The following is a 25,499-nucleotide window of genomic DNA, read 5'->3' as shown; positions in this document are numbered from 1 at the left end:
TCATGGAACTTCACCGGCTCAAGCGTGCGCAGCGCCAGCAAGGGGTGGCAATCGTCGAGTTCACCATCACCCTGCCGCTGTTGCTCCTGACCTTGCTGGCCTTTGGCGAATTTGGCCGCATGCTTTACCAGTACAACAGTCTGCTGCAAGGCAGCCGTGATGCCGCGCGCTTCGTCGCCAGCCAGGCCTGGAACTCGACCTTGGGCAAGGTCGAGGTGAGCGCTGATCTCGAGTGCATGACCAAGAAAGTGGCGGTGTACGGTGCACCTTCCGCGCCGCCCTGCAGCCTGACCGGCATGCCGGCCAACATCACTGTGCAGGTGGCCAAGGTGGCAGGCACCAACGACCACGTGCAGGTGACCATCAGCTCTGTCTTTTCCCCGCTGGTCGCCAACGGCATTCCTGCCTTTATTGGCGGCAGCACGGCGCTGAACTTCCCATTGGTCGCCACCACCGTGATGAGGGCACTGTGATGAAGCGCAGAGGCATGCAGGAAGGCGTCTACGTCGTAGAGTTCGCGATCATCAGCGCATTGCTGTTCACGCTGTTGTTCGGGGTGCTGGAAATAGGCCGGTTGTACTACACCGTGAACGTGCTGAATGAATCCGTTCGGCGTGGCGCACGTCTGGCAGCGGTCTGCAACATCAGCGACCCGGTAGTGCTGCGTCGGGCGATATTCAACAGCGCCGGCGACAGTGGCGCCAGTACCCTGCTGGCCGACTTGGACACCGGGGACCTGACCCTGCGTTACCTGGACAAGAACGGCGCGCTGGTAGCCAACCCCGGTGATCTGGTGAGTGCCACCGGGTTTGCCGCTGTCCGCTATGTCCAGCTGACCCTGCAGAACTTTCAATTCAGCCTGTTTATTCCAGGTTTTGGGGTGCCCATTACCCTGCCAGTATTCAAGGCGACCTTACCTCGCGAAAGCCTCGGGCGTCATACCGAGGCGGATGTCGCACCGGAGATCACGCCATGCTGAATCTTAGGGAGTCTTCCGTATCCGCTACCTCCATCAAGCCCGGGATGCGTCTGTTGATCAGCAGCTCTGACGCCTTGGCCTTGCGTCAGTTGCAAGAAATCTGTCAGCGCATCTCCGGTCTGGAGGTGAATGTTCGCCAGGTGAGCAATGGGCATTCCGACCCGCTTTTCGGGCTGGACCGGAAGCCCGACTTCTTGCTCTTGCGCGTTGGCCACTTGTGGCGTGAGGAGCTGGCAGCCCTGTTGCAACGCCCGGCCCATGAACGCCCGCCGCTGTTGGTGTGCGGCCTGCTGGACGATCGGGAAGGCATGCGCCTGGCAATGCAGGCCGGTGCCCGCGATTTTCTGCCGGAACCCATCGTTGCCACGGAGCTTATGGCAGCCTTGAACCGTATGGTCATGGAGACCCAGACCAGCAGTACGGCAACCGGGAAACTGATCGCCGTGATGAATGCCAAGGGTGGCTCCGGCGGCACGGTACTGGCTTGTAACCTGGCGCATCAGCTCAGCCTCAAGGGCAACGCGCTGTTGCTTGACCTGGACTTGCAGTTTGGCAGTGTGTCGCATCACCTGGATGTCGCGCAGTCGCACACCCAACTGGATGTGTTGCAGCAGATAAAAGAGATGGACGGGGTGGCACTGCGCGGGTTCTGCAGCCATTTCAGCCCGTCCTTGCATGTGCTTGGCAGTCGCGCCAATGAGCTGTGCTTGCCGCAGGATGTCCAGGCCGAACAGCTCGATGCGCTGCTGCAGTTGGCGCGCGCCAACTATGATTGGGTCGTGGCGGACCTGCCACGGCAGATCGACCACATCACCGCGTCAGTGCTGGAGCAGGCGGACCGGGTGTACGTCGTGGTGCAGCAGAGCGTCAACCACCTGCGCGACGCCAGTTCCCTGGCGCGCATTCTGCGCGATGACCTGGGCGTACGCGGCAATCAGCTGGAGGTGGTGGTCAACCGCTACGACAAGGCGGCACCGGTCAGCCTCAAGGATATCGGCGAGGCGATGCGCTGCACCAATATCGTGAAGCTGCCCAATGACTTCAGCGTCATCAACCAGAGTCAGAACACGGGTGTGCCATTAGGCCTGCAAGCACCTCGGTCGGCGATCACCCAGGCGCTGCGTGGGATGGCCGAGGAACTGGTTGGCAAGCAGGTGGCCACTGACAGCGGACTGTTCAAACGCGCCTTCAAGCGTGTTTTTCGGGGGTGAACCATGCTTAGCGATTTCCGTAACCGTTTGCGCAAACAGGCAGTCACCCCCGAGGCATCGACGCCGTCGAAGCAGGGTGGCGCTGCGAAGGATCCGGCTGAGGCGTTGATGGCCTGGGAGCATTCAGCGCCGGACGTTCTTTTTGAAACCAGAAGCCAGGTCACCCAGGTGGAAGCCGAGTGGCGGGAGAAGACCTATCAGCAACTGCTCAAGGTCATGGACTTGTCCTTGCTCGACTCGCTCGAGCAGGCCGAGGCCGTGCGGCAGATCCGCGATATCTGCCAACGTCTGCTCGATGAGCATTCGGCGCCGGTGAGCTCCGCCAGCCGCCAGCTGATCATCAAGCAGATCACCGATGAAGTGCTTGGCCTTGGCCCGCTGGAGCCGCTGCTGGCCGACCACACGGTGTCCGACATTCTGGTCAACGGGCATGACTCGGTGTACGTCGAGCGGTTCGGCAAGTTGCAGCGCACCGATGTGCGTTTTCGCGACGATCAGCACCTGCTCAACATTATCGACCGCATCGTCTCCAGCCTCGGCCGGCGTATCGACGAGTCTTCGCCGTTGGTCGATGCCCGCCTCAAGGATGGTTCACGGGTCAATGCGATCATCCCGCCGCTGGCCATCGATGGGCCAAGTATCTCGATCCGCCGTTTCGCGGTGGACCTGCTCAATACCGACAGCCTGATCCAGGCGGGCGCCCTGACCCCGGCCATCGCGTTGCTGCTCAAGGCGATCGTGCGGGGCCGGCTGAACGTGCTGATCTCGGGCGGCACCGGCTGTGGCAAGACCACCATGCTCAATGTGCTGTCCAGTTTCATTCCCCACAACGAGCGCATTGTCACCATCGAGGACTCTGCCGAGCTGCAACTGCAGCAGCCACATGTGGTGCGCCTGGAAACACGGCCTGCGAACATCGAGGGGCGCGGCGAGGTGGGCCAGCGGGAGCTGGTGCGCAACAGCCTGCGGATGCGCCCGGACCGTATCGTGATCGGTGAGGTGCGTGGTGCCGAGGCGCTGGACATGCTGACGGCGATGAACACCGGCCACGATGGCTCACTGACTACCATCCACGCCAACACCGCGCGCGATGCATTGGGCCGGGTCGAGAACATGGTCCTGATGTCTGGCGCCACGTTCCCGATCAAGGCCATGCGTCAGCAGATCGCATCGGCCATCGATGTGGTGATCCAGCTGGAGCGGCAGGAAGACGGCAAGCGGCGGTTGGTAAGCGTGCAGGAGATCAACGGCATGGAAGGCGAAATCATCACCATGACCGAGATCTTCTCTTTTGTCCGCAATGGTGTGGGCGAGCAGGGCCAGGTGCTTGGCGACTTCCGGCCGAGTGGCATGGTCCCGGCCTTTCGCGATGCCTTGGCCAAGCGCGGGATCGAACTGCCGCTGACGATGTTCAGGCCTGAATGGATGGAGGCTCGTCAGCCATGAGCCAGATACCCGGTGAATACATCCTGATATTTCTCGGCATGGTGTTCATTGCCGTGTTTCTCCTCAGCCAAGGGTTGGTGGTGCCGGTGTTCGGCGAGGCGGGCAAGGTACGTAAACGTATCCGCAGCCGACTGGTGATCCTGGAGCGCGCAAGCCATCTGCCGAACATGCAGACCGTGTTGCGGCAGAAATACCTGACTCGTTTGTCGCCGCTGGAGGCGTGGCTCGAGCAGTTACCCTTCATGGCGACGCTGACGCAAATGATCGAGCAGGCCGGGCATGAGTACCGGGCCTATCGGGTACTGCTGTTGGGGCTCGTGCTGGCAGCGGCTGCCGGGATGCTGGCCTGGCTGTTCTTTCCTTACTGGTGGTTGGCGCTGGCGGCTGCGTTCGTGGCGTTCTGGCTGCCGCTGCTGAAAATCACCCATGACCGTGGCAAGCGTTTCGCCCAGTTCGAAGAGGGTTTGCCGGATGCGCTGGAGGCCATGTGCCGGGCATTGCGCGCCGGACACCCCTTCAATGAAACCCTGCGCCTGGTGGCAGAGGAACACAAGGGGCCGGTGGCGCAGGAATTCGGCCTGACCTTCGCCGATATCAACTACGGAAATGATGTGCGCCGGGCCATGCTTGGCCTGCTGGAGCGGATGCCCAGCATGACGGTGATGATGCTGGTCACCTCGATCCTCATTCACCGAGAGACCGGCGGCAACCTGACCGAAGTACTGGAGCGCCTGAGCAACCTGATCCGCGGGCGTTTCCGCTTTCAGCGCAAGGTCAAGACCATGTCGGCCGAAGGGCGTATGTCGGCTTGGGTGTTGGTGGCCATACCCTTCCTGTTGGCGGCAGCGATCATTATCACGAGCCCGGACTACCTGACGTTACTGATCAAGGATCCCACTGGGCAAATGTTGGTCATGGGGGCTTTTGGCTCAATGTTGGTGGGGATTTTCTGGATTCGTAAAATTATCCGTATCCAGATTTAGGCAGTTCTCGCATGGGGGCGTCGGTCATGGACTATTTGCTCGGTTTGTTGAGTGGGGTGACGGACAACGAGGCATTGGCACGCCTGCTGATCGTCGGTGCGATCGGGATGAGCACGGTCATTGCGGTCATCACCGTGACGTTGCTTGTGCTGGGGTTGCAGAGCCCGCTGCAACGCCGTCTTGCATTGATCAAGCGTGACCACTCCAGCGCTGCGCCCGGGCGGGAGGCGCCAGGAAACCTTCAGCTTCTACTGGAGCGGGTTGGTCGGCGCGTTACCCCGTCTACGGATGGACAGGTGTCAGCCACTCGAACCCTGTTGACCCACGCGGGTTATGGTTCGGCGTCGGCGGTACAGGTGTATTGGGCAGTGCGTTTGCTGTTGCCGTTGCTGCTGGTAGGCGTTTCGCTGTTGGTATTGCCACTGGTTCCGAACCTTTCCCTGATGACGGGCATGGGAGTGGTGGCCATGGGGGCTGCTAGCGGATGGCTATTGCCGGCAATGTATGTCGACAAGCGCAAGACGGCTCGGCAGGGGCGGTTGCGTGCGGCCTTTCCTGACGCCCTGGACCTGATGGTGGTGTGCGTGGAGTCGGGCCTGGCGTTACCCCAGGCTATCGAGCGGGTGGCCGAAGAAATGGCGGTCAGCCAGGCCGAGCTGGCCGAGGAACTGGCGTTGGTCAATGCGCAGATCCGCGCCGGCATTTCCAGTACCGAAGCGCTCAGGCAACTGGCTGATCGCACCGGTCTGGAAGACATCCAGGGCCTGGTGAGCTTGTTGGCCCAGAGCATCCGCTTCGGTACCAGCGTAGCGGCTACCTTGCGCATCTATGCCGAGGAGTTTCGTGACCGGCGCATGCAGGCCGCCGAGGAAATGGGCGCGAAAATCGGGACAAAGCTGGTTTTTCCGCTAATTTTCTGTCTGTGGCCAAGCTTCTTTCTGGTAGCCATCGGCCCGGTGATCATCGGGATACTTAAAACGTTCGGGAAGCCATGACATGAACAGGATCAGCTTGCTGTTGACGATGATAGCCGTGCTCTCAGGTTGCCAGAGCACGGGGCCAGACCTGAATGGTGTACGTTCTGTCTACTCCGCTGGCAATTCGGTGCTCTACCAGGTGCAGTCGCAAAGCAACTCGCCCGACCAGGCGATGCAGGTGGCGGCAATGGCTTACCAGGCCGGTGACCTGGACCAGGCGCTGTACCAGTACTTGCGCGTCCTTGAGCTGGCACCCGAACGTTATGAGGCGCTGGTCTGGGTTGGCCGTATCCACCGCGAACGCGGCAATAACCAGCTGGCCGAGATGGCCTTCACCGAGGTGCTGGGCAAGGCACCTGAAAACCCCGATGCCCTGACCGAAATGGGCCTGCTGAATCTGTCCATGCGTAAACATGAGCAAGCCAAGGCGATGCTGTTGAAGGCAGTTGCCGTGGATCAGCAGCGCTTCACCAAGGACCCGGCCAATACCCAGACAGGGGCGGCTGCGCTCAGGGTCGACAGCAAGTCACCGCTCAAGGCCTACAACGGGCTGGGGGTGCTCGCGGATCTGGCCGACAACTTCGCCGAGGCGCAGACGTACTACCGCCTGGCCGAGCTCATCGATCCACGTTCGGCGTTGGTGCAGAACAGCCTGGGGTATTCCTACTACATGGCCGGGCAATGGGCCGATGCCGAGCTACGCTACAAACGTGGCGTGAGCTACGACGGGACCTACAAACCGCTTTGGCGCAACTATGGGTTGCTGCTGGCTCGCATGGGGCGCTATGAGGAGGCTGTGTCTGCCTTCGAACAGGTCGAAAAGCGTGCCGAAGCCAGCAATGATGTCGGCTATGTCTGCCTGGTGGAAGGCAAGCTGGATGTGGCCGAGCAGTTTTTCCGCAGCGCCATCGAGTTGTCGCCGGGGCACTATCCCATCGCCTGGGAAAACCTGAACAGGGTCCAGCAGATTCGGCAAATCCGCCAGATGGGCGGCGATGTGGCGATGCCCGAGCCCATTGCAGTTGGCCCGGCCGTGCAGGTGACAACGGCATCGGCGCCTTGATGGGCCGCAAAGCGGCCCCTGATGGGTTCATTTCACCTGTGGGTGAGCGGTGCTTCAATAGCCAGCGCTGCTTGCCCCAACGGATGCGTACCGGCATCAAAGAAATGCAGCGCTGTCCCCGGCATATCCCCGAAGCGATCGATGAAATGCTGCTTCTGGTTGATCACCGATGCCTCGCTCAACGGCCTTATGGCAATCGACAGATGCGTCGGTCGGGCCAGCCGGATGGCTTCGAGCAGGTGCTGGTCACTGCTGTCCAGGTGCTGCCCGAACAGGCATAGCCCTTGGCTTTCCCGCGCCAGTTGCCCCAGGCACCAGCCCAGGTAATCCGAGTTGCGGATGGCGCGCAGTTTCTCGTCGCTGCGGTCTTCGTTGACGAACAGCGGCACTTCGCCCGGGATGTTCACGGCAAAACCATCGAGCAGTTCGGCGCTGTCGGCGCTGCGTTGACGGGTGGTGCCGTCGGGCAGCTTCAGCAGGTGCAGGCCACCATGCAGGTGCAGCACCCGGGTGCCTTCGCCGCTGGTGCGGCGCACGTCGAAGAAACCTTGCTCGTCGAACAGTTCGGCGAAGCCGTGCGGGGCGTGTTGCACGGCCCAGGGTAGCAGCAGGTCATAGTTGCTGGTGTAGACGCTGCGGTAGCCGCGCAGGGCCTGGTTGAGGGTTGCCAGGGTGGCCGCCGGCATGAGTGGCCACGGCAGGTGCACCGTGCGTACGGCGTGGATCAGCGCTTCCTTGATCGAGTAGTAGCGGTTCAGCGGCGCGGTGGAGTTGATGGCCAGTGCGGCGTTGGCGCGCACTGTGGTGTTGAGGGTGCTGAGTACCGGCTCGAACAGTTCCGTGCCCAGCGACTTGAACAATGCCTGGTCGCTGACGGCCAGGCCTTTCTTGCGACCGGCGCGTTGCGCTTCCTCGAACAGCGAGAAGTAACCGAACGGCTTCCACAGCGCGCGGCTGGCGCCGTTGCCCAGCAGTAGTGCGTCGCAAGGGTGTAGGGCGGCGAGTTCTGGCCAGGGGGTGAGGGTGGCGTCGAGTGCGGGCATGCTGGGGTCCGTTGGGTGGAGCGGGAACGGGGGCGACTTTAGCATGTCATGCAAGGTGTGCGAGGGTTGTATCCAGGCAAGGGCCTTGTGTCGGCAATGCCGGCCTCTTCGCGGGTGAACCCGCTCCCACAGGTACTGCACTGAATTCGAGGGCAGTACCTGTGGGAGCTGGCTAGCCGGCGACAGGGGCAGTGGCAACAATGCATCTCTTCAACCTTGCTCAGCGACCTTCACACTGCGACTCCTGTTACGCCACAGCCGATACGCGCGGATGCCCGCCCGCACCGAGCCGAACAGCAGTTTGTCTTCCATCTCCCTTGCCATCCCCGAGCGCACCAGCATGCGCAGGAAGGTGCCGCGGGCGCGGGCGATGGCGAAGAAGATGCCCTGGGCCGCCAGGGTGTCGCGTACCTCGCGCAGGGCGGCGATGCCGCTGACGTCGATACTGGTTACCGCTTCGGCGTCGAACAGCACGGCCTTGGGCTGGTCCTGGCTCTGCACCGCTTCGAGCAGGCGCATCTTGAAGTAGTCGGCGTTGAAGAACAGGATCGCGTCGTCGAAGCGGTATACCACCAGGCCTGGCACGGTACGGGCATCCTTGTGTTTGTGGATGTCCACCTGGCCTTCGGTGCCCGGCAGCCAGCCCAGTACCGCGTCGGTGGGCTGGTAGATGCTGTACAGCAGGCGCAGGATCGCCAGGGTCACGGCAAACACGATGCCGGGCAGCACGCCCAGGCTCAGCACGCCAACCGTGGTCAGCAGGCACAGCCAGAACTCGAAGCGGCTCAGGCGGCGGATGTGCCTAAGCGACTTGATATCGATCAGCCCCCAGCCGGCCATCAGCAGCACGGCGCCCAGCGCAGCCTGCGGGATCCACGCCATCGGTGCGGTGAAGAACAGCAGGATCAGGGCGATGACCAGCGCAGCAATGATGCCCACCAGCTGGCTTTTGCCACCGACCATGTCGTTGACCGCGGTGCGCGAGTCGGCGCCGCTGATGGCAAAGCCTTGGGAAACCCCGGCTGCCAGGTTGCTTACGCCCAGGGCGACGAATTCGTGGTTGGCGTTGATCGCGTAGCCGTGCCGGGCGGCAAAGCTGCGTGCGGTGAGCATGGCGCTGCAGAAGCTGACGGTGGCGATACCCAGGGCATCGCGCAGCAGGCTTTTCATTTCTGCCAGGTTACTGTGTGGCCAGGCCAGCTGCGGGATGCCGGCAGGTACCGGACCGAGTATGGCGACGCCGAAGCGATCGAGGCCGAACAGGCCGACCAGCAGCATGAACAGCGCCACTACCGTTAGTGCCGCGGGCAGGCGCGGGTAGCGCCGTGGCAGCCAGATCAGCAGGCCCAGTGCGGCGATGCCGATGAGCAGCGTCGCCCAGTGGATTTCGCCCAGGCGCTGGAGGAAGTTGATCAGGCTGAGAATGAAGCCGTCGCCCTCGATCTTGAACCCCACCACCTTGGACAACTGCCCGGCGATCAGGCTCAGGCCGATGCCGTTGAGATAGCCGATCAGGATCGGCCGCGAGAAGAAGCTGGCGATGAACCCGGCCCGGGCCACGCCGGCAGCGATCAGCATTACCCCGACCAGCAGGGTGACGATCACCGACAGTTCGGCAATCCGGTGCGGCTCGCCCATGGCCAACGGCGCCACGGCGCCGGCGATCATCGCGCAGGTGGCGGCGTCGGGGCCAACCATCAGCTGGCGTGAGCTGCCGATCAGGGCGTAGACCATCATCGGCAGCACGCAGGCGTACAGGCCGTACTGCGGCGGCAGGCCGACGATCTGCGCGTAGGCGATGGCAATGGGAATCTGGATCGCCGCCACCGAGAGGCCAGCCTGCAAGTCGGCGTGGAACCACTCGCGGCGGTAGTGCAGCAGGTTGGCAAGGCCCGGTAGCCAGCGGGAGAGAAACATGCGTCGTCCTTTCGAAATGTTTCACGAAACCATCCACGCATTGAAGCGGATCGGCAGGCAAATGGCCATGGGACAGGTCAACGGAGGGGGCAGAAACGAAAAAAGGAGCCAAGGCTCCTTTTGACAGCGATGACGTTAATGGAACGCCATGCGGTAATGCGATGTGGAGCGGGTAGAGGGAATCGAACCCTCAACTAAAGCTTGGGAAGCTTTCGTTTTGCCACTAAACTATACCCGCATCTGCGCTGCACTTTTTACCAGAACCCTCCACGAATTAGAAGCCCAAGTTATAAAAAAGCTTGTCGGCACCCCATAGCCTGCGGGTATCACCTACGGGGCGCCGATGCGCTCAGATGGCCAATGCATGCTGCCCCTGTTGTACGTGCTGGTAGCGTTGACGAGGCTCGCGCACGGTCGGCTTGAGGAAGCCGAGCAAGACGCTGCGGGTGTCCTCGCAGGCGGCCTTGTTTTCCATGTCGAGGAAGTGGCCCGCGTCACGGATCACGCTGAACTGGCTCTTGCCCACATGCTTGCTGAACTGCCGGGCATCTTCGACCGTGGTGTATTCATCGCGGTCGCCGTTGATGAACAGCACCGGGATGTCGATGTTGCGCGCGCCGTTCAGGGCCCGTTCCAGGTCGTGCTGCAGCACTTCGTTGATGTGGAAGTGCATCTGCGCGTACTCGTGGCTGTCCAGGCTGCTGACGTGCCGGTAGTTGAAGCGCTTGAACAGTGATGGCAGGTGCTTGCCGATGGTGTCGTTGACCAGGTTGCCGACCTGATAGCGGTCGCAGGCGGCCAGGTACTGGCAGCCACGGGCCAGGTAATCGCGCATCGGTTCGTTGATCACCGGCGAGAACGAGCTTACCACCGCTTTCTTCACGTACCGCGGCTGGTGCGCCAGCGCCAGCAGTGTGCTTGCGCCACCCCACGAGAACGACATCACGTGGTCTGCCTGGAAGTGATCGATCAGCTCAAGGAGGATATGTGCTTCGGTCTCCTTGCTGATCAGGCGTTCCTGGCGATTGTGAGGCTTGGACTTGCCCGCGTATGGCTGGTCGAACAGTACTACGTTGAACTGCGGGTGCAGGTTACGTACCGTCTGGGCGAACGAGGCCGTGGTGGCCAGCGAGCCGTTGATCAGGATGATCGTTTTCTCGGCTGCATCCGCGCGATAGAACTCCGTGTAAACCCGATACTGACCTTGGATATCAAGTACAGCGATTTCTGGCCTCATGTCATCGACTCCTGGCGCAAAAAGGGTATTCGCGTCACCTAGGGTGCACGTTCTTTATGACAGGTAGGCATTTGCCTGAAGAGAAACCGGGGGGCCCTGTGTCGATCCTTGGCACGTGCGTCGACGGTATTGTTTTTGGCGGGCAATTTGCCGTGCCCCAAGGCATCGAGGCCCCGGGTGGCCGACAAAAGGTGTCTTCGACCGCAATCGTGACTTGGTAGTCACATGCAGACTGACGATTTGGATTCAAGCAGTGGGTGGGGAATCCCGCAAGTGCCGTTCGGGGGAAAATGTGACTTTTGCCGCTGGGCGGTCGTATGACGCACCCCGTGCGGTCTGTTCCTGCCTCTTCGCGGGCACAGGCTGACTAGACCGTGGCTATTTCATCCGCCGTGAGCTCACGAAATGCCCCTGGCGCCAACCCCGGGTCCAGCCGGATCGCCCCCATGCTCTCGCGATGCAACCCCACTACCTTGTTGTCGAAATGGCCGAACATGCGCTTGACCTGGTGATATCGCCCTTCGACGATTGCCAGCCGCGCCAGGCGCGGCCCCAGGATGTCCAGCTGGGCGGGCAGGGTGGTGAGGTTTTCGAAGGCGAAGTAGAAACCTTCGAGGAACTTGGCCACATAGTGCTCGCCAATCTCGTCCTCGGTTTCCACCAGGTAGTGCTTGGGCAGCTTGGTCGCGGGCTGGGTAAGCCGCCGTGACCACTGGCCATCGTTGGTCAGGATCATCAGGCCGGTGGTGTTGAAGTCCAGGCGCCCGGCAATGTGCAGGTCCTCACGCAACGCGGCAGGCAGCAGGTCGAGCACGGTGCGGTGTTGCGGGTCCTGGGTGGCGCTGACACAGCCCGTGGGCTTGTGCAGCATCAGGTAGCGCGCCGGGCGGCCAGCCTGCAGCAACTGGTCGTCAAGCTCCACACGGCTGAATTCGCGCACCTCGGCCAGCGGGTCACTGACCACTTGGCCATCTACCCGCACGCGGCGTTGCGCCAGCATCAAGCGGACTTGCTGGCGGTTGTGGTTGGGCAGGTTGGCGAGGAAACGGTCGAGGCGCATGGCAAACGGTCAGTGGGAAGCGGGTGAGCGGAGTTGTTCTTCAACGGCGGCGCAGCGCGGGCACAGGCAGGCTTTGTCGCGCAGCTCGGCGGGCAGGGCCTGGAGCACGGCAGGGTCGATGCTCACGCCGAAGCACCAGCAGGCCTGGGTGGCCCGACGCGGGTCGGCCAGGCTGCACTGGTTGAGGGCTCCACAGGCGGGGCAGTGCTGGTTGTCATGCATGGCTGCCGCTCACATGTATCAAATTGTTGCAGAAATGGCACTGCACTTCGGCGCCACTGTCTTATTCGATGTCGATGATCGCATTTCACATCGACGCTCGCCAGCGCCGCTGTTCGGGCACTCCAGCGGTCCAGGAGGCCGCCATGTTCTATCGAATCCTGTTGATCGCCCTGCTGGGGCTGATGACTTCCGCCTGCGTTCCGTACTACGAGAGCGGGGGCTATTACCGGTCTGACCACTACTATTCCGACCGTTACGTATCACCGGATTATTACCGCTATGACCGTTATTACGTGACGCCGCAACCGCGCTATTACTATCAGCCGGCGCCGCGCTACTACTACCGCTCGGCGCCAGCGCCTCATTACCGGTCTTATCCGCAGCCGCGGATGCAGCAGTGGCATGGCAACCCGCGCCATGACTATGGCAACCGCCAGCGGTATGACTATGGGCGCGACCGGGACCGTCATGATTATCGCGGTGGCAGCCAGCGCTACCAGAATGACCGTTGGCACTCCAACGGGCGGGGGGACGGTGACCGGCGTTGGGACGGGCGGCGTGGGCACGGGCAAGGGGGGAACTGGCAGCGGTAGGTGAATTGAAAACCGGGGGCGCTTTGCGCCCCTTTCGCGACGCAAGGCCGCTCCCACAGGTACGGCGCAGCATTGGAAACCATCGCTGTACCTGTGGGAGCGGCCTTGTGTCGCGATGGGCTGCAAAGCAGCCCCAGACTCTCGAAGCTACCCGAGATCCGCCAGCGGATGCCGCCCCTCCCACACCTTGGCAAAATGCGCCTCGACCACCGCCGCCGGCACTTGCGCCACATCGGGCCAGTGCCAGCGCGGCTGGTTGTCCTTGTCCAGCAAGCGCGCCCGCACACCTTCGCTGAATTCCGGGTGGCGGCAACAGTTCAGGCTCATGCTGTATTCCATCTGGAACACCTGCGCCAACGACAGGTGCCGTGCCCGGCGAATTTGTTCCCACACCAGGTGGGCGGTCAGCGGGCAACCTTCATGCAACCGCTGGCCGGCATCTGCCAGCAGCGGGTCGTCGTGGTGCTTGAGCCCCTCCAGCGCGCGCCAGGCGGCGGCGGCATCGGCCACGTCAAGCAACTGATCGATCACCTGCCGTCGCGGCAGCCACTGGGCTTCAGGCAACTCGGCGCAGGCGCGGTGCTGTTCGGCCTTGAGCAGGCTGTTCAGTTGCAGGGCGGTCTGTTCCTGCCAGTTCAATTGCAGCAGTTCCTCGATCAGCGCATCTTGCTGGTGTTCGCCCAGGAAGCGGTCGGCCAGGTCCAGGTCAAGGGCGTCGTGGGCATTGATCGGCGCGCCCGTCAGAGCGAGGAACAACCCCAGCTTGCCCGGCAGGCGGGTAAGGAACCAGCTGGCGCCCACGTCCGGGTACAGGCCGATGCTGATTTCCGGCATGGCCAGCCGACTGCTGGGGGTGACGATGCGCACATTGGCGCCCTGCAGCAGGCCCATGCCACCGCCCAGCACATGCCCATGGCCCCAGCACAGCAGCGGCTTGGGATAGGTATGCAGGGCAAAGTCCAGGCGGTATTCGGCGGCGAAGAAGGTGGCGGCCAGCGGCGGCACGCTGCCGGGGTGGTCGCGGCAGGCTTGCACCAGCGCCCGCACATCGCCGCCGGCGCAGAAGGCCTTGGCACCGTTGCCGCGTAGCAGTACGCAGACGATCCCCGGGTCGCGAGCCCAGGCGTGCAACTGTTCGCCCAATACCTCGATCATCGGCAGGTTCAGCGCATTGAGCGCCTTGGGCGCATCCAGGGTGGCGATGCCGATGCGGGCGCCATCGGCGCCGGTGAGTACCTCGCAATGAATGGCCATGGACAACCTCGCGCAAGTCATCGCACAAGTATGGCTTGCCTGGCCGAACATGCCGGTCGTCGGTCGGATCGTTTGACAAGCGGGAAGGGCTTACCTAGTGTCGCGCCATTGTTTATGGAAGGCCCCATGACTGACGACGATCGCATCAAACTCGAACCCAGCTGGAAGGCCGCCTTGCGCGCCGAATTCGACCAGCCCTACATGCATCAGCTGCGCGAGTTCCTGCGCAGCGAATACGCCGCCGGCAAAGAGATCTACCCGCCAGGGCCGTTGATCTTCAATGCCCTCAACTCGACGCCGCTGGACCAGGTGAAGGTGGTCATCCTCGGTCAGGACCCTTACCACGGGCCGGGCCAGGCCCATGGCCTGTGCTTCTCGGTGCAGCCGGGCGTGGCCACGCCACCGTCGCTGGTCAACATCTACAAGGAGCTGCAGCGCGACCTGAACATCCCGATTGCCAATCATGGCTACCTGCAGAGCTGGGCCGAGCAGGGTGTGCTGTTGCTCAACACGACCATGACCGTGGAGCGCGCCAATGCCGCGTCGCATGCCAAGAAGGGGTGGGAGTTCTTTACCGACCGGGTCATCCAGGTGGTCAGCGAGCAGTGCCCGAACGTGGTGTTCCTGTTGTGGGGCTCGCATGCGCAAAGCAAGCAGAAGCTGATCGACGGGACCAAGCACCTGGTGCTGAAGTCGGTGCATCCGTCGCCGTTGTCGGCTTACCGTGGGTTCCTGGGGTGCGGGCATTTCAGCCGGGCCAACAGTTTCCTCCAGCAGCGCGGGCTGGCGCCGATCAACTGGGCATTGCCGCCGCTGTGATCACCTGAAAGACCGCGTCGCCTTCTTCGCGGGTGAACCCGCTCCCACAGGTACAGCGCTACCCTCAGGGCCTGTGTGGTCCCTGTGGGAGCGGGTTTACCCGCGAAGAGGCCGTCACAGTCATTCCGGGGTTGCATTCCACACCCGGAACAACGGCTCCGCCAGAAACAGCACGAACAACAAGCGCATCACCTGCAGTGCCGTCACCAGCGGCACCGACAGCTGCAGGGTCTCTGCCGTCAGGCTCATCTCGGCAATCCCGCCCGGCATCATCCCTAGCGTCAGCGAACGCAAATCCAGCCCGCTCATCACGCTCAATACCCAGGCCGCACTGCCGGCAATCGCCATGCACAACGCCGTAGCCACCAGGGTACGCCCAAGGAACCAGGGTGCGCGGCGGAAGAACGCCCGGTTGAAGTGGCAGGCCAGGCCGCTGCCGATCAGCCACTGGCCGATCTGGCTGGCGCCATTGGGCAGGGCAATCTGCAGGTTGCCGGCAAGGCTCACCGTCGCTGCCACCAGCAATGGCCCGAACAACCACGGGTTGGGCTGGCGCAAACGCTGCCAGAGCAACGCAGCGGCAATGCCCAGCGGGGCAATCAATGCCAGCCAGCCCCAGTTCACGCTGCCGGTGTGATTCAACGGCACCCCGTCACCCAGCAGGAACTTGAACAGCGCCGGCACGCACAGTACCACCGCCAGTACGCGCAGGCTCTGCGCCGCCGCCACCTGGCTGAGCACTGCGCCATTGCGCGCGCCAAGGTTGACCATCTCCCCCGAACCGCCCGGCATGCTGGCGAAGAACGCAGTGGCACGATCCTCACCGCTGCGCCGCAGCAGCCATACGCTGATCACGCTGGACAGGGTGGTGAACAGTGCGCCGAAGAAGATCAGCGCGAAATGGCTGGCCACCTGCTCGATCACCGCCGGGGTGAAGTGCAGGCCAATGCCGATGCCGATGATCCACTGCCCGCACTTGCGGCCATTGGGGATTTCCGGCAGCTGCCAGCGTGTCAGGCAGCGTACCAGGATGATCGCCAGCAGCGAGCCGACCATCCACGGCAAAGGCCAGCCGACCTTGCTGGCGGCAAAACCGCCAGCAAGGCCGACCAGCCCGGTTGCGACAAACAACGGCAACCAGCGATCAGGCATCGGCCATCGCCCGGCGCTGCAGGCTGCGTTTGCGCCAGATGCGCAGCAGCGGCAGGGTCAGCATGCAAAGGGTCAGTACCCACACCGACATGCTGATCGGGCTCGACCAGAGGATGCCCAGTTCGCCGTTGGAGATCGACAGCGCCCGGCGCAGGTTCTGCTCCATCAGCCCTCCGAGGATGAAGCCGAGCAGAATCGGCGACAGCGGGAAGTCCAGCTTGCGCAGGATATAGCCCATGATGCCGATGCCGACCATCAGGAACAGGTCGAAGGTGGTGGCATGCACTGCATACACGCCGATCGCCGTGATGATGGCGATCACCGGCACCAGCGCCCAGTTCGGCACGGCGAGGATGCGGGTGAAGATGCGGATCATCGGGATGTTGAGGATCACCAGCATGATGTTGGCGATGAACAGCGAGGCGATCAGGCCCCAGACGATGTCTGGCTGCTGTTCGAACAACAGTGGGCCAGGGGTGATGTTGTACAGGGTCAGTGCGCCGATCATCACCGCGGTGGTGCCCGAGCCGGGTACGCCCAGGGTCAGCATCGGTACCAGGGCGCCGCAGCAGGAGGCGCCAATGGCGGTTTCCGGGGCGGCCAGGCCACGGGCGTCGCCCTTGCCGAATTGGCCTTTTTCACCTGCCAGGCGTTTTTCGGTCATGTAGGCCACGGCACTCGCCAGTGTTGCACCGGCACCTGGCAGCACACCCATGATGAAGCCCAGCAGGCCGCAGCGGATATTGACCATGAACACCGACGCCGCTTCCTTGAGGTTGAACAGCATGCGCCCGGTGGCCTTGACCGCCTGGTGGCCATGGTGGGTCTTTTCCAGCAGCAGGAGGATTTCGCTGATGGAGAACAGGCCCAGCACCAGCACCACGAACTGGATGCCGTCGGCCAGGTGCACGCTGTCGCCGGTGAAGCGGTACACGCCACTGTTGGCATCGATACCGACTGCCGACAGGAACAGGCCGATCAGTGCGGCAATGAAGGTTTTCAACGGCTTGTCGCCGGCCATGCCGCCAAGGGCGACGATGGCGAACACCATCAGCACGAAGTACTCCGCCGGGCCGAAGGCGATTGCCCATTTCGCCAGCAGCGGGGCGAACAGCACCATGCCGCAGGTGGCAATCAGCGCACCGATGAACGAACTCCAGGCCGACAGCGACAGCGCGACGCCCGCCAGGCCATTGCGGGCCATCGGGTAGCCGTCGAGGGTGGTCATTACCGTCGAGGCTTCGCCGGGGATGTTGAGCAGGATCGAACTGATGCGCCCGCCGTACTCGCAGCCCAGGTACACCGCCGCCAGCAGGATCAGCGCCGATTCCGGCGGCAGGCCGAGGGCGAAGGCGATGGGGATCAGCAGGGCCACGCCGTTGATCGGGCCCAGGCCCGGCAGCAGGCCGACCACGGTACCGATCAGCGTGCCGGACAGGGCGGTGACCAGGTTGTAGGGGGACAGGGCGACGCCGAAGCCCTGGCCCAGGTAGCTCAAGGTATCCATGTGTCAGTTCTCCAGTGCGCTCAGCAGGCCAAGGGGCAGGGGCACGTCCATGACGCGGTCGAACAGCCAGTAGAGGAACAGGCTCATGCCCGCCACCACGATGAAGCTGTGCAGCCAGCGGCCGCCGTACAGGCGGGCCATGGGCACGCCGACCAGGATGGCGCTGAGGATGAAGCCCAGGGCTTCGAAGGTGCTGGCGAAAACGATCAGCAGGCCGACGCAGGCGGCGATCTTGGTCAGGGTTTCACGGTCCAGTTCCGGCTCGTCGTCCTTGCGCACGATGGGCGTGGGGCGGAACGCCAGGTACAGCAGGCCCAGGCCCATCAGGCCGAGCATCAACAGCGGATAGGCGCGCGGGCCCACCGGTTCATAGGAAAACGCCGCCTGGTAAGGCCAGGCCATCACGGCCAGGGCGGCGCACACCGCCAGCAGGGCCAGGGCGAAGATGCGTTGCAGGATCATCAGAGAGTCCTCGTTGGGATCGCTCAAGCGAGATGCAAATCCTGTGGGAGCGGCCTTGCGTCGCGATCGGGCGCGAAGCGGCCGCAAACCTGCCACTGCGATCTGTCTGAAGCATCGCATCGGCTGAGACAGGGGCCGCCGTGCGGCCCATCGCGGCACAAGGCCGCTCCCACAGGGATTGTGGTGACTCCGGCCAGTGTTACTGGATCAGGCCAAATTCCCTGGCCAGCGCCTTGTAGTCAGCCACTTGCTTCTTCACATAGCCGTCCAGCTCTTCGCCGGTCATGGCGAACGGGAACAGCTCGCGCTGGTCACGCAGCTTGGCGAAGTCTTCCGAGGCCAGCATCTTGTCGAACGACTGCTTCCACCAGGCGTAATCCTCGTCGCTCACCTTTGGCCCCAGGTAGAAGCCGCGCACCACTGGCCAGACGATGTCGTAGCCCTGTTCCTTGGCGGTGGGGATGTCTTTCATCTCGGGCTCGTCCAGGCGCTTTTCCGAGAACACCGCGAGGATGCGCATGTTGCCGCTCTGAATGTGTGGCATGGAGTCGGAGATGTCGGTCGAGCCGACCTGGATATGCCCGCCCAGCAACGCCGTGGCAATTTCGCCGCCGCCTTCCAGCGCCACGTAGCGCAGGTCGCGCGGGTTGATGCCGGCGGCCTTGGCGATCAGCGCCGTCTGCATCCAGTCCTGGCTACCCACGGTGCCGCCAGAGCCGATCACCACCTTGCTCGGGTCTTTTTTCAGCGCTGCGACCAGGTCGTCGAGGGTCTTGTAGGGCGAGTCGCTCTTCACCGCGATGGCGCCGTAGCTGGTGCCGACGGCGGCCAGCCATTTCACGGCGTTCTCGTCGAAGCGGCCGAACTTGCCCTGGGCCAGGTTCAGCAACGAGCCGCTGGACCAGGCCACCAGGGTGCCGGCATCGGCCGGGCGCTGGGCGACCACGGCGTTGTAGGCCACCGCGCCGACACCACCGGGCATGTAGGTGACGCGCATCGGCTTGCTGAGAATCTTCTCCTGCACCAGGGCGCTTTGTACCAGCTTGCAGGTCAGGTCGAAGCCACCACCGGGCGAGGCGGGGGCAATGCATTCGGGGCGTTTAGGTTCGGCAGCGAGGGCGTTGCCGGCCAGCAGCAGGCAGCCGGTAGCGAGGACGAGGCGGCGCAGTGAAAAGGTCATCGTCAATCTCCGTGAGCGTTGTTGTTATCAAGTTATCGCTATGGGGTTACCACAGCGCCACGCTGTAGCTCACCAGCAGCCGTACCTCGTCCGCGTCGCGGGCGAAGTTGGAGCGGAAGGTGGCGTTGCGCAGGCGCACGGCGACGTTCTTCAACGGGCCGCTTTGTACCACGTACTTCAGTTCGGTGTTGCGCTCCCACTCCTTGCCCTCGCCACCGGCGGCGCGGCTGACGTTGTCGCCGCTGATGTAGCGGGTCATGAAGGTCAGGCCGGGTACGCCGAGTGCGGCAAAGTTGTAGTCGTAGCGCGCTTGCCAGGAGCGCTCGTCGGCGCCGGCGAAGTCGTTGATCTGGACGAAGTTGACCAGGTACGGGTCGGCACCATCGACGTACGGGAAGGCGCTGTCGCCGGACAGCTGCTGCCAGGCGGCGCTGACCTTGTGCCCGCCCAGGGCGTAGCTGAGCATGCCGTTGACAGTGGTGTTGTCGATGTTGCCGGCCTTGGCGGCGCCGGCGTCGTCACTCACGGCCAGGCGCAGGTCGGCGCCGAAGGTACCCGGGCCCCACGGCTGGGTGGCGACCATGCCGATGAAGTGCTGGCGGTAGATATCGTCGAGCTGGGCAAAGTGGTAGCTGCCGGTGATGCGATCGGTGAACTGGTAGTCGAGGCCGGCCAGGTCCAGGTTATCGGCGCTGAACGAGCCACCGAAACGGCCGTTCTTGTTGTTCAGGGCCAGGTCTTCCCAGTTGGTGTCGTTGCGGTCCTTGGCCTTGTCCAGTCGGCCGCCGGTGAAGGTCAGGCCCTTGACCTCCTTCGAGGTGAGCAGGCCACCTTCGAAGGTTTGCGGCAGGATGCGCCCGTCGTTGGGCTGCAGGGTCGGCAGTTCGGGGATCAGGGTGCCGATCTTCAGTTCGGTCTGCGACACCTTCACCTTGCCGGTCAGGCCGAGCTTGGAGTATTCGTCGGCGGCCTTGCCGTCATCGTGGGTCGGCAGCAGGCCGGTGTCGGTGCGGTCGGGGCTGGAGTCGAGCTTGATGCCGAGCATGCCCAGCGCATCCAGGCCGAAGCCCACGGTGCCATCGGTGTAGCCAGACTCGAAGTTGAGCATGAAGCCCTGGGCCCACTCGTCGCGCTTGGATTGCTGCGCACTGGTGCCGTCGCGGAAGTCGCGGTTGAAGTACATGTTGCGGGTTTCGAAGGTGGCCGTGCTGTCTTCGAAGAAGGCGGCCTGGCTCAGCGGGGCGACACCGGCAAGCGCGAGGGCGCTGGCGATGGCGGAGGGGCGTGCGGCAAAGGGACGGGTAGGCGCAAACGCCTGCGGCTGCAATGACAGCATCACTGATGGCTCCGTTTATTGTTCTTATTCGTTGCACCTTGCTGGTGCTTTTTTCGGCGCGAAGGGCGACCGTGGTGCGATGCTAGGTAACCAACCTTTCGCTAACCTTTCAGCGTGAAAGGTTTGTCGACAGGGGCTTCACAGGCCTGCCGACAGCGGTACACTCCGCGCCACCGTCCCACCCGAGCAGGGAGATTCCGATGCGTGTGCTGCTGGTCGAAGACCACCTGCAACTGGCCGAAAGCGTGGCCCAGGCCTTGAAGAGCCATGGCCTGACCGTTGATGTGCTGCATGACGGCGTGGCCGCCGACCTGGCCCTGGCCAGCGAGGAATACGCCGTGGCCGTGCTGGATGTCGGCTTGCCGCGCATGGACGGCTTCGAGGTACTGGCGCGCTTGCGTGGCCGTGGCAAGACCCTGCCGGTGCTGATGCTGACCGCACGCAGCGACGTCAAGGACCGGGTCCACGGCCTTAACCTGGGCGCCGACGACTACCTGGCCAAACCGTTCGAGCTGACCGAGCTGGAAGCACGGGTCAAGGCCCTGCTGCGCCGCAGCGTGCTCGGTGGCGAGCGCCAGCAACGCTGCGGGCCGCTGGTGTACGACCTGGACACCCGGCGCTTCACGCTGGGTGGCGACAACCTGACCCTGACCTCACGCGAGCAAAGCGTACTGGAAGCGCTGATCGCCCGTCCGGGCCGGGTGATGAGCAAGGAGCAACTGGCCGCCCAGGTGTTCGGCCTGGATGAAGAGGCCAGCCCCGACGCCATCGAAATCTACATCCACCGCCTGCGCAAGAAGCTCGACGGCCAGCCGGTGGCCATTGTCACCTTTCGTGGCCTGGGCTACCTGCTCGAGCACCGCGATGCGTGACAACGGCAGCCTGCGCGGGCGCTTGCTCGGCAACCTGGCCTTGCTGCTGGTGGTGCTGATGCTGGCCAGCGGCCTGAGCGCCTACTGGAACGGTCGCGAGGCTGCCGACACTGCCTACGACCGGACCCTGCTGGCCTCGGCGCGGACCATTGCCGCCGGCCTGTCCCAGCGGGATGGTTCGCTGAGCGCGGATGTGCCCTACGTGGCCCTGGACACCTTCGCCTACGACAGTGCCGGGCGCATCTACTACCAGGTGCTGGACATCCAGCAGCGGCTGATTTCCGGTTACGAGAACCTGCCAGCGCCGCCGCCGGGCACGCCACGTACCGACGACTACCCGGCGTTGGCGCGGTTCTACAACGCCACCTATCTGGGCCAGGACGTGCGCGTGGTCAGCCTGCTGAAGCCAGTGAGCGAGCCGAACATGAACGGCATGGCGGAAATCCGTGTGGCCGAAACCGAGGAAGCGCGGATACGCATGGCCCGTGGTTTGATGGCCGACACCCTGCTGCGCCTGGGCATGCTGGCGCTGGGCGCGCTGGTGATGGTGTGGTTTGCCGTGAGTGCCGCGTTGCGGCCGCTGGAGCGCCTGCGCACCGCGGTGGAAGAGCGCCAGCCGGACGACCTGCGGGCCTTGCCGGTGGTGCAGGTGCAGCGTGAGCTGAGCCCGCTGGTGCGGGCTTTGAACCACTTCACCGAGCGTTTGCGCGGCCAGTTCGAGCGCCAGGCGCAGTTCATTGCCGATGCAGCCCACGAGTTGCGCACACCACTGGCCGCGCTGAAGGCGCGGATCGAGTTGGGCTTGCGTTCGGCCGAGCCGCAGGAGTGGCGGCAGACGCTGGAGGCTGCGGCCCAGGGCACTGATCGGCTGACCCACCTGGCCAACCAGTTGCTGTCGCTGGCGCGGGTCGAGAACGGCGCCCGGGCGATTGCCGAAGGCGGCGCGCAGCGCCTGGACCTGGGCCAGTTGGCTCGTGAGCTGGGCATGGCGATGGCACCGCTGGCGCACAAGCGTGGGGTAGCGCTGGCCCTGGAGGCCGAGGCGCCGGTGTGGCTGAAGGGTGAGCCGACGCTGCTCAACGAGCTGTTGAGCAACCTGGTGGACAATGCCCTGGCCCATACGCCGGCGGGCGGCAACGTGATCTTGCGGGTGCTGGCGCCGGCGGTGCTGGAGGTGGAGGACGACGGGCCGGGGATTCCCGAGGCCGAGCGTGAGCGGGTGTTCGAGCGCTTCTACCGGCGCAGTGCGCAGGGCAGTGGGCTTGGCCTGGCGATCGTTGGCGAGATCTGCCGGGCGCACCTGGCGCAGGTGAGCCTGCATGACGGTGCGAAGGGCGGGTTGCGGGTGCGGGTGAGTTTTATCGCGGATTGATGTGTTGCCTGTACCGGCCCTTTCGCGGGTAAACCCGCTCCCACAGAGACCGCGCCGCTGCTGAAGGCTGCGCTATACCCGCGAAGAGGCCGGCACAGGCTGACACCGGTCAGCGCAACATGCTCCGCGCCTCGATCAGTTCATCCACTTCCAGCTCGGTACCAAACGGCAAGCCCAGGTGGCGGTATGCCGGTAGTGCCGCCAGCGGCCGGTGGCGCCCGGGCTGGCTGATGCAGCGGGCGATCTGCACGATGTCGATGTAGTCGATCTTGCCGGTCTGTCGGTCCAGGTCCTGTACCTGGCTCGGCAGATTGACCAGTTGCTCCGGAAACTCCCAGGCCTTGAGGATCTTGTCGCCCAGCACCGGCTGGATCTGCTCGATCACATAATGCAGGCACACCGGGTCGGACAGCAGTTCGTTGTGCTCTTCGGCATAGATCAGCACCGGCAGCGCGCCAATCTGGTTGACCAGCCCGCCGAGGGTGGCCTGGTCGGGCTTGAGTTGCGTGTACCGGCGGCAGATTTCGTAGCTGATACCCGCCACATCCAGGCTGTTGGCCCAGATGTCGCGCAGTTTTTGCTCAACCGCCGGCGCGCGGGCATGGAAAATCTGCTCGATCACCAGGCCAATGGCCAGGTTGCAGCTGTAGTTGATGCCCAGCCGCGTGATGGCGGTGTGCAGGTCGGTGACCTCGACCGCCGCGCGCAGCAGCGGGCTGTTGACGACCTTGATCAGGCGCGCTGAAAGGGCCGCATCGCGACCGATCACCTTGCTCAGGGCCGCTACGCTGATCTCGCTGTCTTCCGCTGCCTCGCGGATGCTCAAGGCAACCTCGGGCAGGGTCGGCAGGACCAGGTCATCCTTTTCGATGGCATCGAGCAACTGTGCTTGAACCATCTCGGCCAGCTTGTTCATGGGCGTGTCTACCGCAGTGGTGGTGCGGCCCCGCCACGTCGGCGGGGCAGGCTGGTCAGCGTTGGATTTCCCGGTCGCGGTCCAGTTCGTAGGGCAGGGTCAGCACCTGCAGGCGCGGGCCTTCAAGGCTGCCCAGGTGCAGGTTGTCGTCTTCCACCGCTTCGGCGCTGAGCACCGCGAGCAGTTCGCAGCCTGTGCCGTTGCCGGCAGCCATGACCACTTCACCGACCGACGAACCATGGGTGGGCGAGAAGATCTCGGCGCCCGGGGCCGGAATGGCCTGCTGGTCCAGTGCCAGGCGGTACTGGCGGCGCTTGAGCTTGCCCAGGTACTGCATGCGCGCAACAATTTCCTGGCCGGTGTAGCAGCCTTTCTTGAAGCTGACGCCGTCCACGGCCTGCAGGTTGATCATCTGCGGGATGAACAGCTCGCGGGTCGGCCCCATGACCTGGCCGATCCCGGCACGAATCTGCCCCAGCAGCCAGTCGTTGAGGCTGCCTTCGGGCAATGCGGCGGCCAGCGCCTGGCGAATGCTGGCGGCGTTCTCCGCAGGCACCCACAGCTCCACGCGGCCAGCGGACACGGCAATGGCGATCAACCCGTCGTGGCGCACGGTGCTGCCAGCTGCTGCAGGCACATCGAGCCCCAGCGCCTGCAGCGCCGCATCGCCGCCTTGCAGGCCGAAGCGTGCCCAGGCAGCGCTTTCATCGGTCAGCGTGGCCTTGGAGAACACGGCGTACTTCTTCAGGTCTGCCAGCTGGGCGTCGAGCAGCTCGCTGGCCATGGCCAGCAGGTAGCCGTTGCCTTCGGGCAGGATGCGGAAACTCGACTGCATGCGCCCCTTGACCATGCAGCGGGCGCCGAGGCTGGCGTGTTCCTGGCTGAGGTAGTTGATGTTGCAGGTCAGCTGGCCCTGCAGGAACTTGCCTGCATCGGAGCCGCGGACGGCGAGGATGCCCTCGTGGGACAGGGGGCAGAAGAAAGCGGAATCGGCCATGGGTCATCGCGGTGGCTAAAGACTGGCGGCCATCATAGAACGCCGGTAACAAAATAGGTAGGTGACTAGACCAACGCCCGGTGTCGCTTCGCTCGCCTGGCTGTATACTGGCGGGCCATTCGAGGAGGGCCCCATGGTCGAACAAACTGAACTCAACCGGCTTTTCTGGCACAGCCGCCGCGGCATGCTGGAACTGGACGTACTGCTGGTGCCTTTCACCCAGGAAGTCTACCCCACGCTCAACGAGACCGACCGCGAACTCTACGTGCGTCTGTTGAGCTGCGAGGATCAGGACATGTTCGGCTGGTTCATGGAGCGCACCGAGTCCGAAGACCCGGAGCTGCAGCGCATGGTCCGCATCATCCTGGACCGTGTTCAGCCCAAGTGAGTGCTTCGAGTGCCGCTGGCAAGGCTCGCGCCTGCTGCTGGCGGCCTACCTGGGTTGCCAGGTACTGGCGTGGTTCGCCGTATGGGCGAGCCCGCTGCCCGGGTGGTTGGCCCTTGCTGTTGTCGCTACCTGTATTGCCCACGCTGGCTGGGCCATTCCCCGACGTATTTTGCTGACGCATGAACATGCTGTTGTTGGCTTGCGCCGTGATGTGCGCGGTTGGCAGGTGTTCAGCCGTGCCCGTGGCTGGCAGCCGGTGCGCTTGTGCCGGGACAGTGTGGCGTTGCCAGGGCTTGTAGTGTTGCGCTTTGTGCGGGCGGGGTGCTGGTTGGGGGAGAGCCAATGCGTGCCACTGGATGCGCTGGGGGCTGATGAGCACCGGCGCTTGCGGGTGCGGTTGAAGTTCAGCCGGCGCAGGTGGGCAGGGGTGGGGGCGAGTCAGGGCTGACAGGTGTTCGTCGTGGCAGCTTCAGCGCCTGCGAGATCGAGCGCCGCCCGCGCGGCGCTTCGCGG

General features: G+C 63.8%; 26 protein-coding genes and 1 tRNA gene. 13 read left to right on the top strand and 14 right to left on the bottom strand.

All coding sequences use genetic code 11. From position 1 onward, the window contains the following. Window positions 1–2: 2 nt before the first annotated feature. Genes M2S36_RS20995 through M2S36_RS20965 form a run of 7 tightly spaced genes read left to right on the top strand, consistent with a single transcriptional unit; the run spans window position 3 to window position 6,659 of the window. The gene (locus M2S36_RS20995) at window positions 3–473 is read left to right on the top strand and encodes a TadE/TadG family type IV pilus assembly protein (protein ID WP_207836608.1); all 471 of its coding nucleotides are present in this window, start codon (window positions 3–5) and stop codon (window positions 471–473) included. After that, the gene (locus M2S36_RS20990) at window positions 473–979 is read left to right on the top strand and encodes a TadE/TadG family type IV pilus assembly protein (protein ID WP_333957781.1); all 507 of its coding nucleotides are present in this window, start codon (window positions 473–475) and stop codon (window positions 977–979) included. The genes M2S36_RS20995 and M2S36_RS20990 overlap by 1 nt, the downstream gene beginning before the upstream one ends. Beyond that, window positions 973–2,190: an AAA family ATPase gene (locus tag M2S36_RS20985; RefSeq protein WP_333957780.1), complete on the top strand. Its 1,218-nt coding sequence runs from the start codon at window positions 973–975 to the stop codon at window positions 2,188–2,190. Before M2S36_RS20990 ends, M2S36_RS20985 begins: the two co-directional genes overlap by 7 nt. A gap of 3 nt (window positions 2,191–2,193) precedes the next feature. After that, window positions 2,194–3,636 carry a CpaF family protein gene (locus tag M2S36_RS20980; protein ID WP_207836593.1) on the top strand — a complete coding sequence of 481 codons (1,443 nt, stop codon included), beginning with the start codon at window positions 2,194–2,196 and terminating at the stop codon, window positions 3,634–3,636. Then, entirely contained in the window at window positions 3,633–4,619 is a 987-nt protein-coding gene (locus tag M2S36_RS20975; RefSeq protein ID WP_241105959.1) for a type II secretion system F family protein, read from the top strand. The genes M2S36_RS20980 and M2S36_RS20975 overlap by 4 nt, the downstream gene beginning before the upstream one ends. Before the next feature lie 26 nt (window positions 4,620–4,645). Continuing rightward, complete coding sequence (locus M2S36_RS20970; RefSeq protein WP_207836585.1) at window positions 4,646–5,614, top strand: type II secretion system F family protein; 969 nt, start codon at window positions 4,646–4,648, stop codon at window positions 5,612–5,614. 1 nt (window position 5,615) lies between these two features. Continuing rightward, window positions 5,616–6,659, top strand: a complete 1,044-nt coding sequence (locus M2S36_RS20965) for a tetratricopeptide repeat protein (RefSeq protein ID WP_207836582.1) — start codon at window positions 5,616–5,618, stop codon at window positions 6,657–6,659. A 32-nt stretch (window positions 6,660–6,691) separates the two neighbouring features. Here M2S36_RS20965 and M2S36_RS20960 read toward each other — a convergent pair whose 3' ends face one another. The 6 genes from M2S36_RS20960 to M2S36_RS20935 form a co-directional block, all read right to left on the bottom strand. After that, a complete protein-coding gene (locus M2S36_RS20960; RefSeq protein WP_233687028.1) occupies window positions 6,692–7,702 on the bottom strand; it encodes a DUF4917 family protein in 1,011 nt (336 codons plus the stop codon). Between the two features lie 210 nt (window positions 7,703–7,912). Continuing rightward, entirely contained in the window at window positions 7,913–9,619 is a 1,707-nt protein-coding gene (locus tag M2S36_RS20955) for a SulP family inorganic anion transporter (RefSeq protein ID WP_333957779.1), read from the bottom strand. A 164-nt stretch (window positions 9,620–9,783) separates the two neighbouring features. Next, window positions 9,784–9,857: transfer RNA gene (locus M2S36_RS20950), tRNA-Gly, on the bottom strand. 111 nt (window positions 9,858–9,968) lie between these two features. Beyond that, complete coding sequence (gene phaG, locus M2S36_RS20945) at window positions 9,969–10,856, bottom strand: (R)-3-hydroxydecanoyl-ACP:CoA transacylase (protein ID WP_207836576.1); 888 nt, start codon at window positions 10,854–10,856, stop codon at window positions 9,969–9,971. 367 nt (window positions 10,857–11,223) lie between these two features. Beyond that, window positions 11,224–11,916, bottom strand: coding sequence for a pseudouridine synthase (locus M2S36_RS20940; RefSeq protein ID WP_233687027.1), 693 nt, complete (start codon window positions 11,914–11,916; stop codon window positions 11,224–11,226). A gap of 9 nt (window positions 11,917–11,925) precedes the next feature. Further along, window positions 11,926–12,138, bottom strand: coding sequence for a cysteine-rich CWC family protein (locus tag M2S36_RS20935; RefSeq protein ID WP_207836556.1), 213 nt, complete (start codon window positions 12,136–12,138; stop codon window positions 11,926–11,928). Window positions 12,139–12,281: 143 nt separating this feature from the next. Between M2S36_RS20935 and M2S36_RS20930 the strand changes: the two genes are divergently transcribed. Then, window positions 12,282–12,731 carry a hypothetical protein gene (locus M2S36_RS20930; protein ID WP_241105957.1) on the top strand — a complete coding sequence of 150 codons (450 nt, stop codon included), beginning with the start codon at window positions 12,282–12,284 and terminating at the stop codon, window positions 12,729–12,731. 147 nt (window positions 12,732–12,878) lie between these two features. Here M2S36_RS20930 and M2S36_RS20925 read toward each other — a convergent pair whose 3' ends face one another. Continuing rightward, entirely contained in the window at window positions 12,879–13,985 is a 1,107-nt protein-coding gene (locus M2S36_RS20925) for an enoyl-CoA hydratase/isomerase family protein (protein WP_333957778.1), read from the bottom strand. A 126-nt stretch (window positions 13,986–14,111) separates the two neighbouring features. Here M2S36_RS20925 and ung point away from each other — a divergent pair, with 126 nt between their 5' ends. After that, entirely contained in the window at window positions 14,112–14,804 is a 693-nt protein-coding gene (gene ung / locus M2S36_RS20920) for a uracil-DNA glycosylase (protein ID WP_063913189.1), read from the top strand. Window positions 14,805–14,924: 120 nt separating this feature from the next. Here ung and M2S36_RS20915 read toward each other — a convergent pair whose 3' ends face one another. The 5 genes from M2S36_RS20915 to M2S36_RS20895 form a co-directional block, all read right to left on the bottom strand. After that, window positions 14,925–15,956, bottom strand: a complete 1,032-nt coding sequence (locus M2S36_RS20915; protein WP_207833014.1) for an AbrB family transcriptional regulator — start codon at window positions 15,954–15,956, stop codon at window positions 14,925–14,927. Beyond that, entirely contained in the window at window positions 15,949–17,463 is a 1,515-nt protein-coding gene (locus M2S36_RS20910; RefSeq protein WP_207833012.1) for a tripartite tricarboxylate transporter permease, read from the bottom strand. The genes M2S36_RS20915 and M2S36_RS20910 overlap by 8 nt, the downstream gene beginning before the upstream one ends. A gap of 3 nt (window positions 17,464–17,466) precedes the next feature. Then, window positions 17,467–17,925: a tripartite tricarboxylate transporter TctB family protein gene (locus M2S36_RS20905; RefSeq protein WP_233694164.1), complete on the bottom strand. Its 459-nt coding sequence runs from the start codon at window positions 17,923–17,925 to the stop codon at window positions 17,467–17,469. Window positions 17,926–18,124: 199 nt separating this feature from the next. Further along, the gene (locus M2S36_RS20900; RefSeq protein WP_207833007.1) at window positions 18,125–19,105 is read right to left on the bottom strand and encodes a Bug family tripartite tricarboxylate transporter substrate binding protein; all 981 of its coding nucleotides are present in this window, start codon (window positions 19,103–19,105) and stop codon (window positions 18,125–18,127) included. Window positions 19,106–19,151: 46 nt separating this feature from the next. After that, complete coding sequence (locus M2S36_RS20895; protein WP_207833022.1) at window positions 19,152–20,441, bottom strand: OprD family porin; 1,290 nt, start codon at window positions 20,439–20,441, stop codon at window positions 19,152–19,154. Window positions 20,442–20,641: 200 nt separating this feature from the next. Between M2S36_RS20895 and M2S36_RS20890 the strand changes: the two genes are divergently transcribed. Both M2S36_RS20890 and M2S36_RS20885 read left to right on the top strand, forming a co-directional pair. After that, a complete protein-coding gene (locus M2S36_RS20890; protein ID WP_063913183.1) occupies window positions 20,642–21,313 on the top strand; it encodes a response regulator in 672 nt (223 codons plus the stop codon). Then, on the top strand, window positions 21,306–22,685 hold the full coding sequence (locus tag M2S36_RS20885; RefSeq protein WP_207833005.1) for a sensor histidine kinase: 1,380 nt from the start codon (window positions 21,306–21,308) through the stop codon (window positions 22,683–22,685). The genes M2S36_RS20890 and M2S36_RS20885 overlap by 8 nt, the downstream gene beginning before the upstream one ends. A gap of 109 nt (window positions 22,686–22,794) precedes the next feature. Here M2S36_RS20885 and M2S36_RS20880 read toward each other — a convergent pair whose 3' ends face one another. Further along, on the bottom strand, window positions 22,795–23,601 hold the full coding sequence (locus M2S36_RS20880) for an HDOD domain-containing protein (protein ID WP_207833003.1): 807 nt from the start codon (window positions 23,599–23,601) through the stop codon (window positions 22,795–22,797). 55 nt (window positions 23,602–23,656) lie between these two features. Then, on the bottom strand, window positions 23,657–24,598 hold the full coding sequence (gene ygfZ / locus M2S36_RS20875) for a CAF17-like 4Fe-4S cluster assembly/insertion protein YgfZ (protein ID WP_207833001.1): 942 nt from the start codon (window positions 24,596–24,598) through the stop codon (window positions 23,657–23,659). A gap of 133 nt (window positions 24,599–24,731) precedes the next feature. Here ygfZ and M2S36_RS20870 point away from each other — a divergent pair, with 133 nt between their 5' ends. Then, complete coding sequence (locus tag M2S36_RS20870) at window positions 24,732–24,986, top strand: FAD assembly factor SdhE (protein WP_003252043.1); 255 nt, start codon at window positions 24,732–24,734, stop codon at window positions 24,984–24,986. Continuing rightward, complete coding sequence (locus tag M2S36_RS20865) at window positions 24,970–25,434, top strand: protein YgfX (protein WP_333957774.1); 465 nt, start codon at window positions 24,970–24,972, stop codon at window positions 25,432–25,434. Before M2S36_RS20870 ends, M2S36_RS20865 begins: the two co-directional genes overlap by 17 nt. Window positions 25,435–25,499: the final 65 nt, after the last annotated feature.

The organism is Pseudomonas sp. SF2, from assembly GCF_036858055.1.
GTDB lineage: Bacteria > Pseudomonadota > Gammaproteobacteria > Pseudomonadales > Pseudomonadaceae > Aquipseudomonas.
The sequence above is the reverse complement of the archived record's forward strand: the minus strand, read 5'-3'. Positions and strand labels throughout refer to the sequence as shown.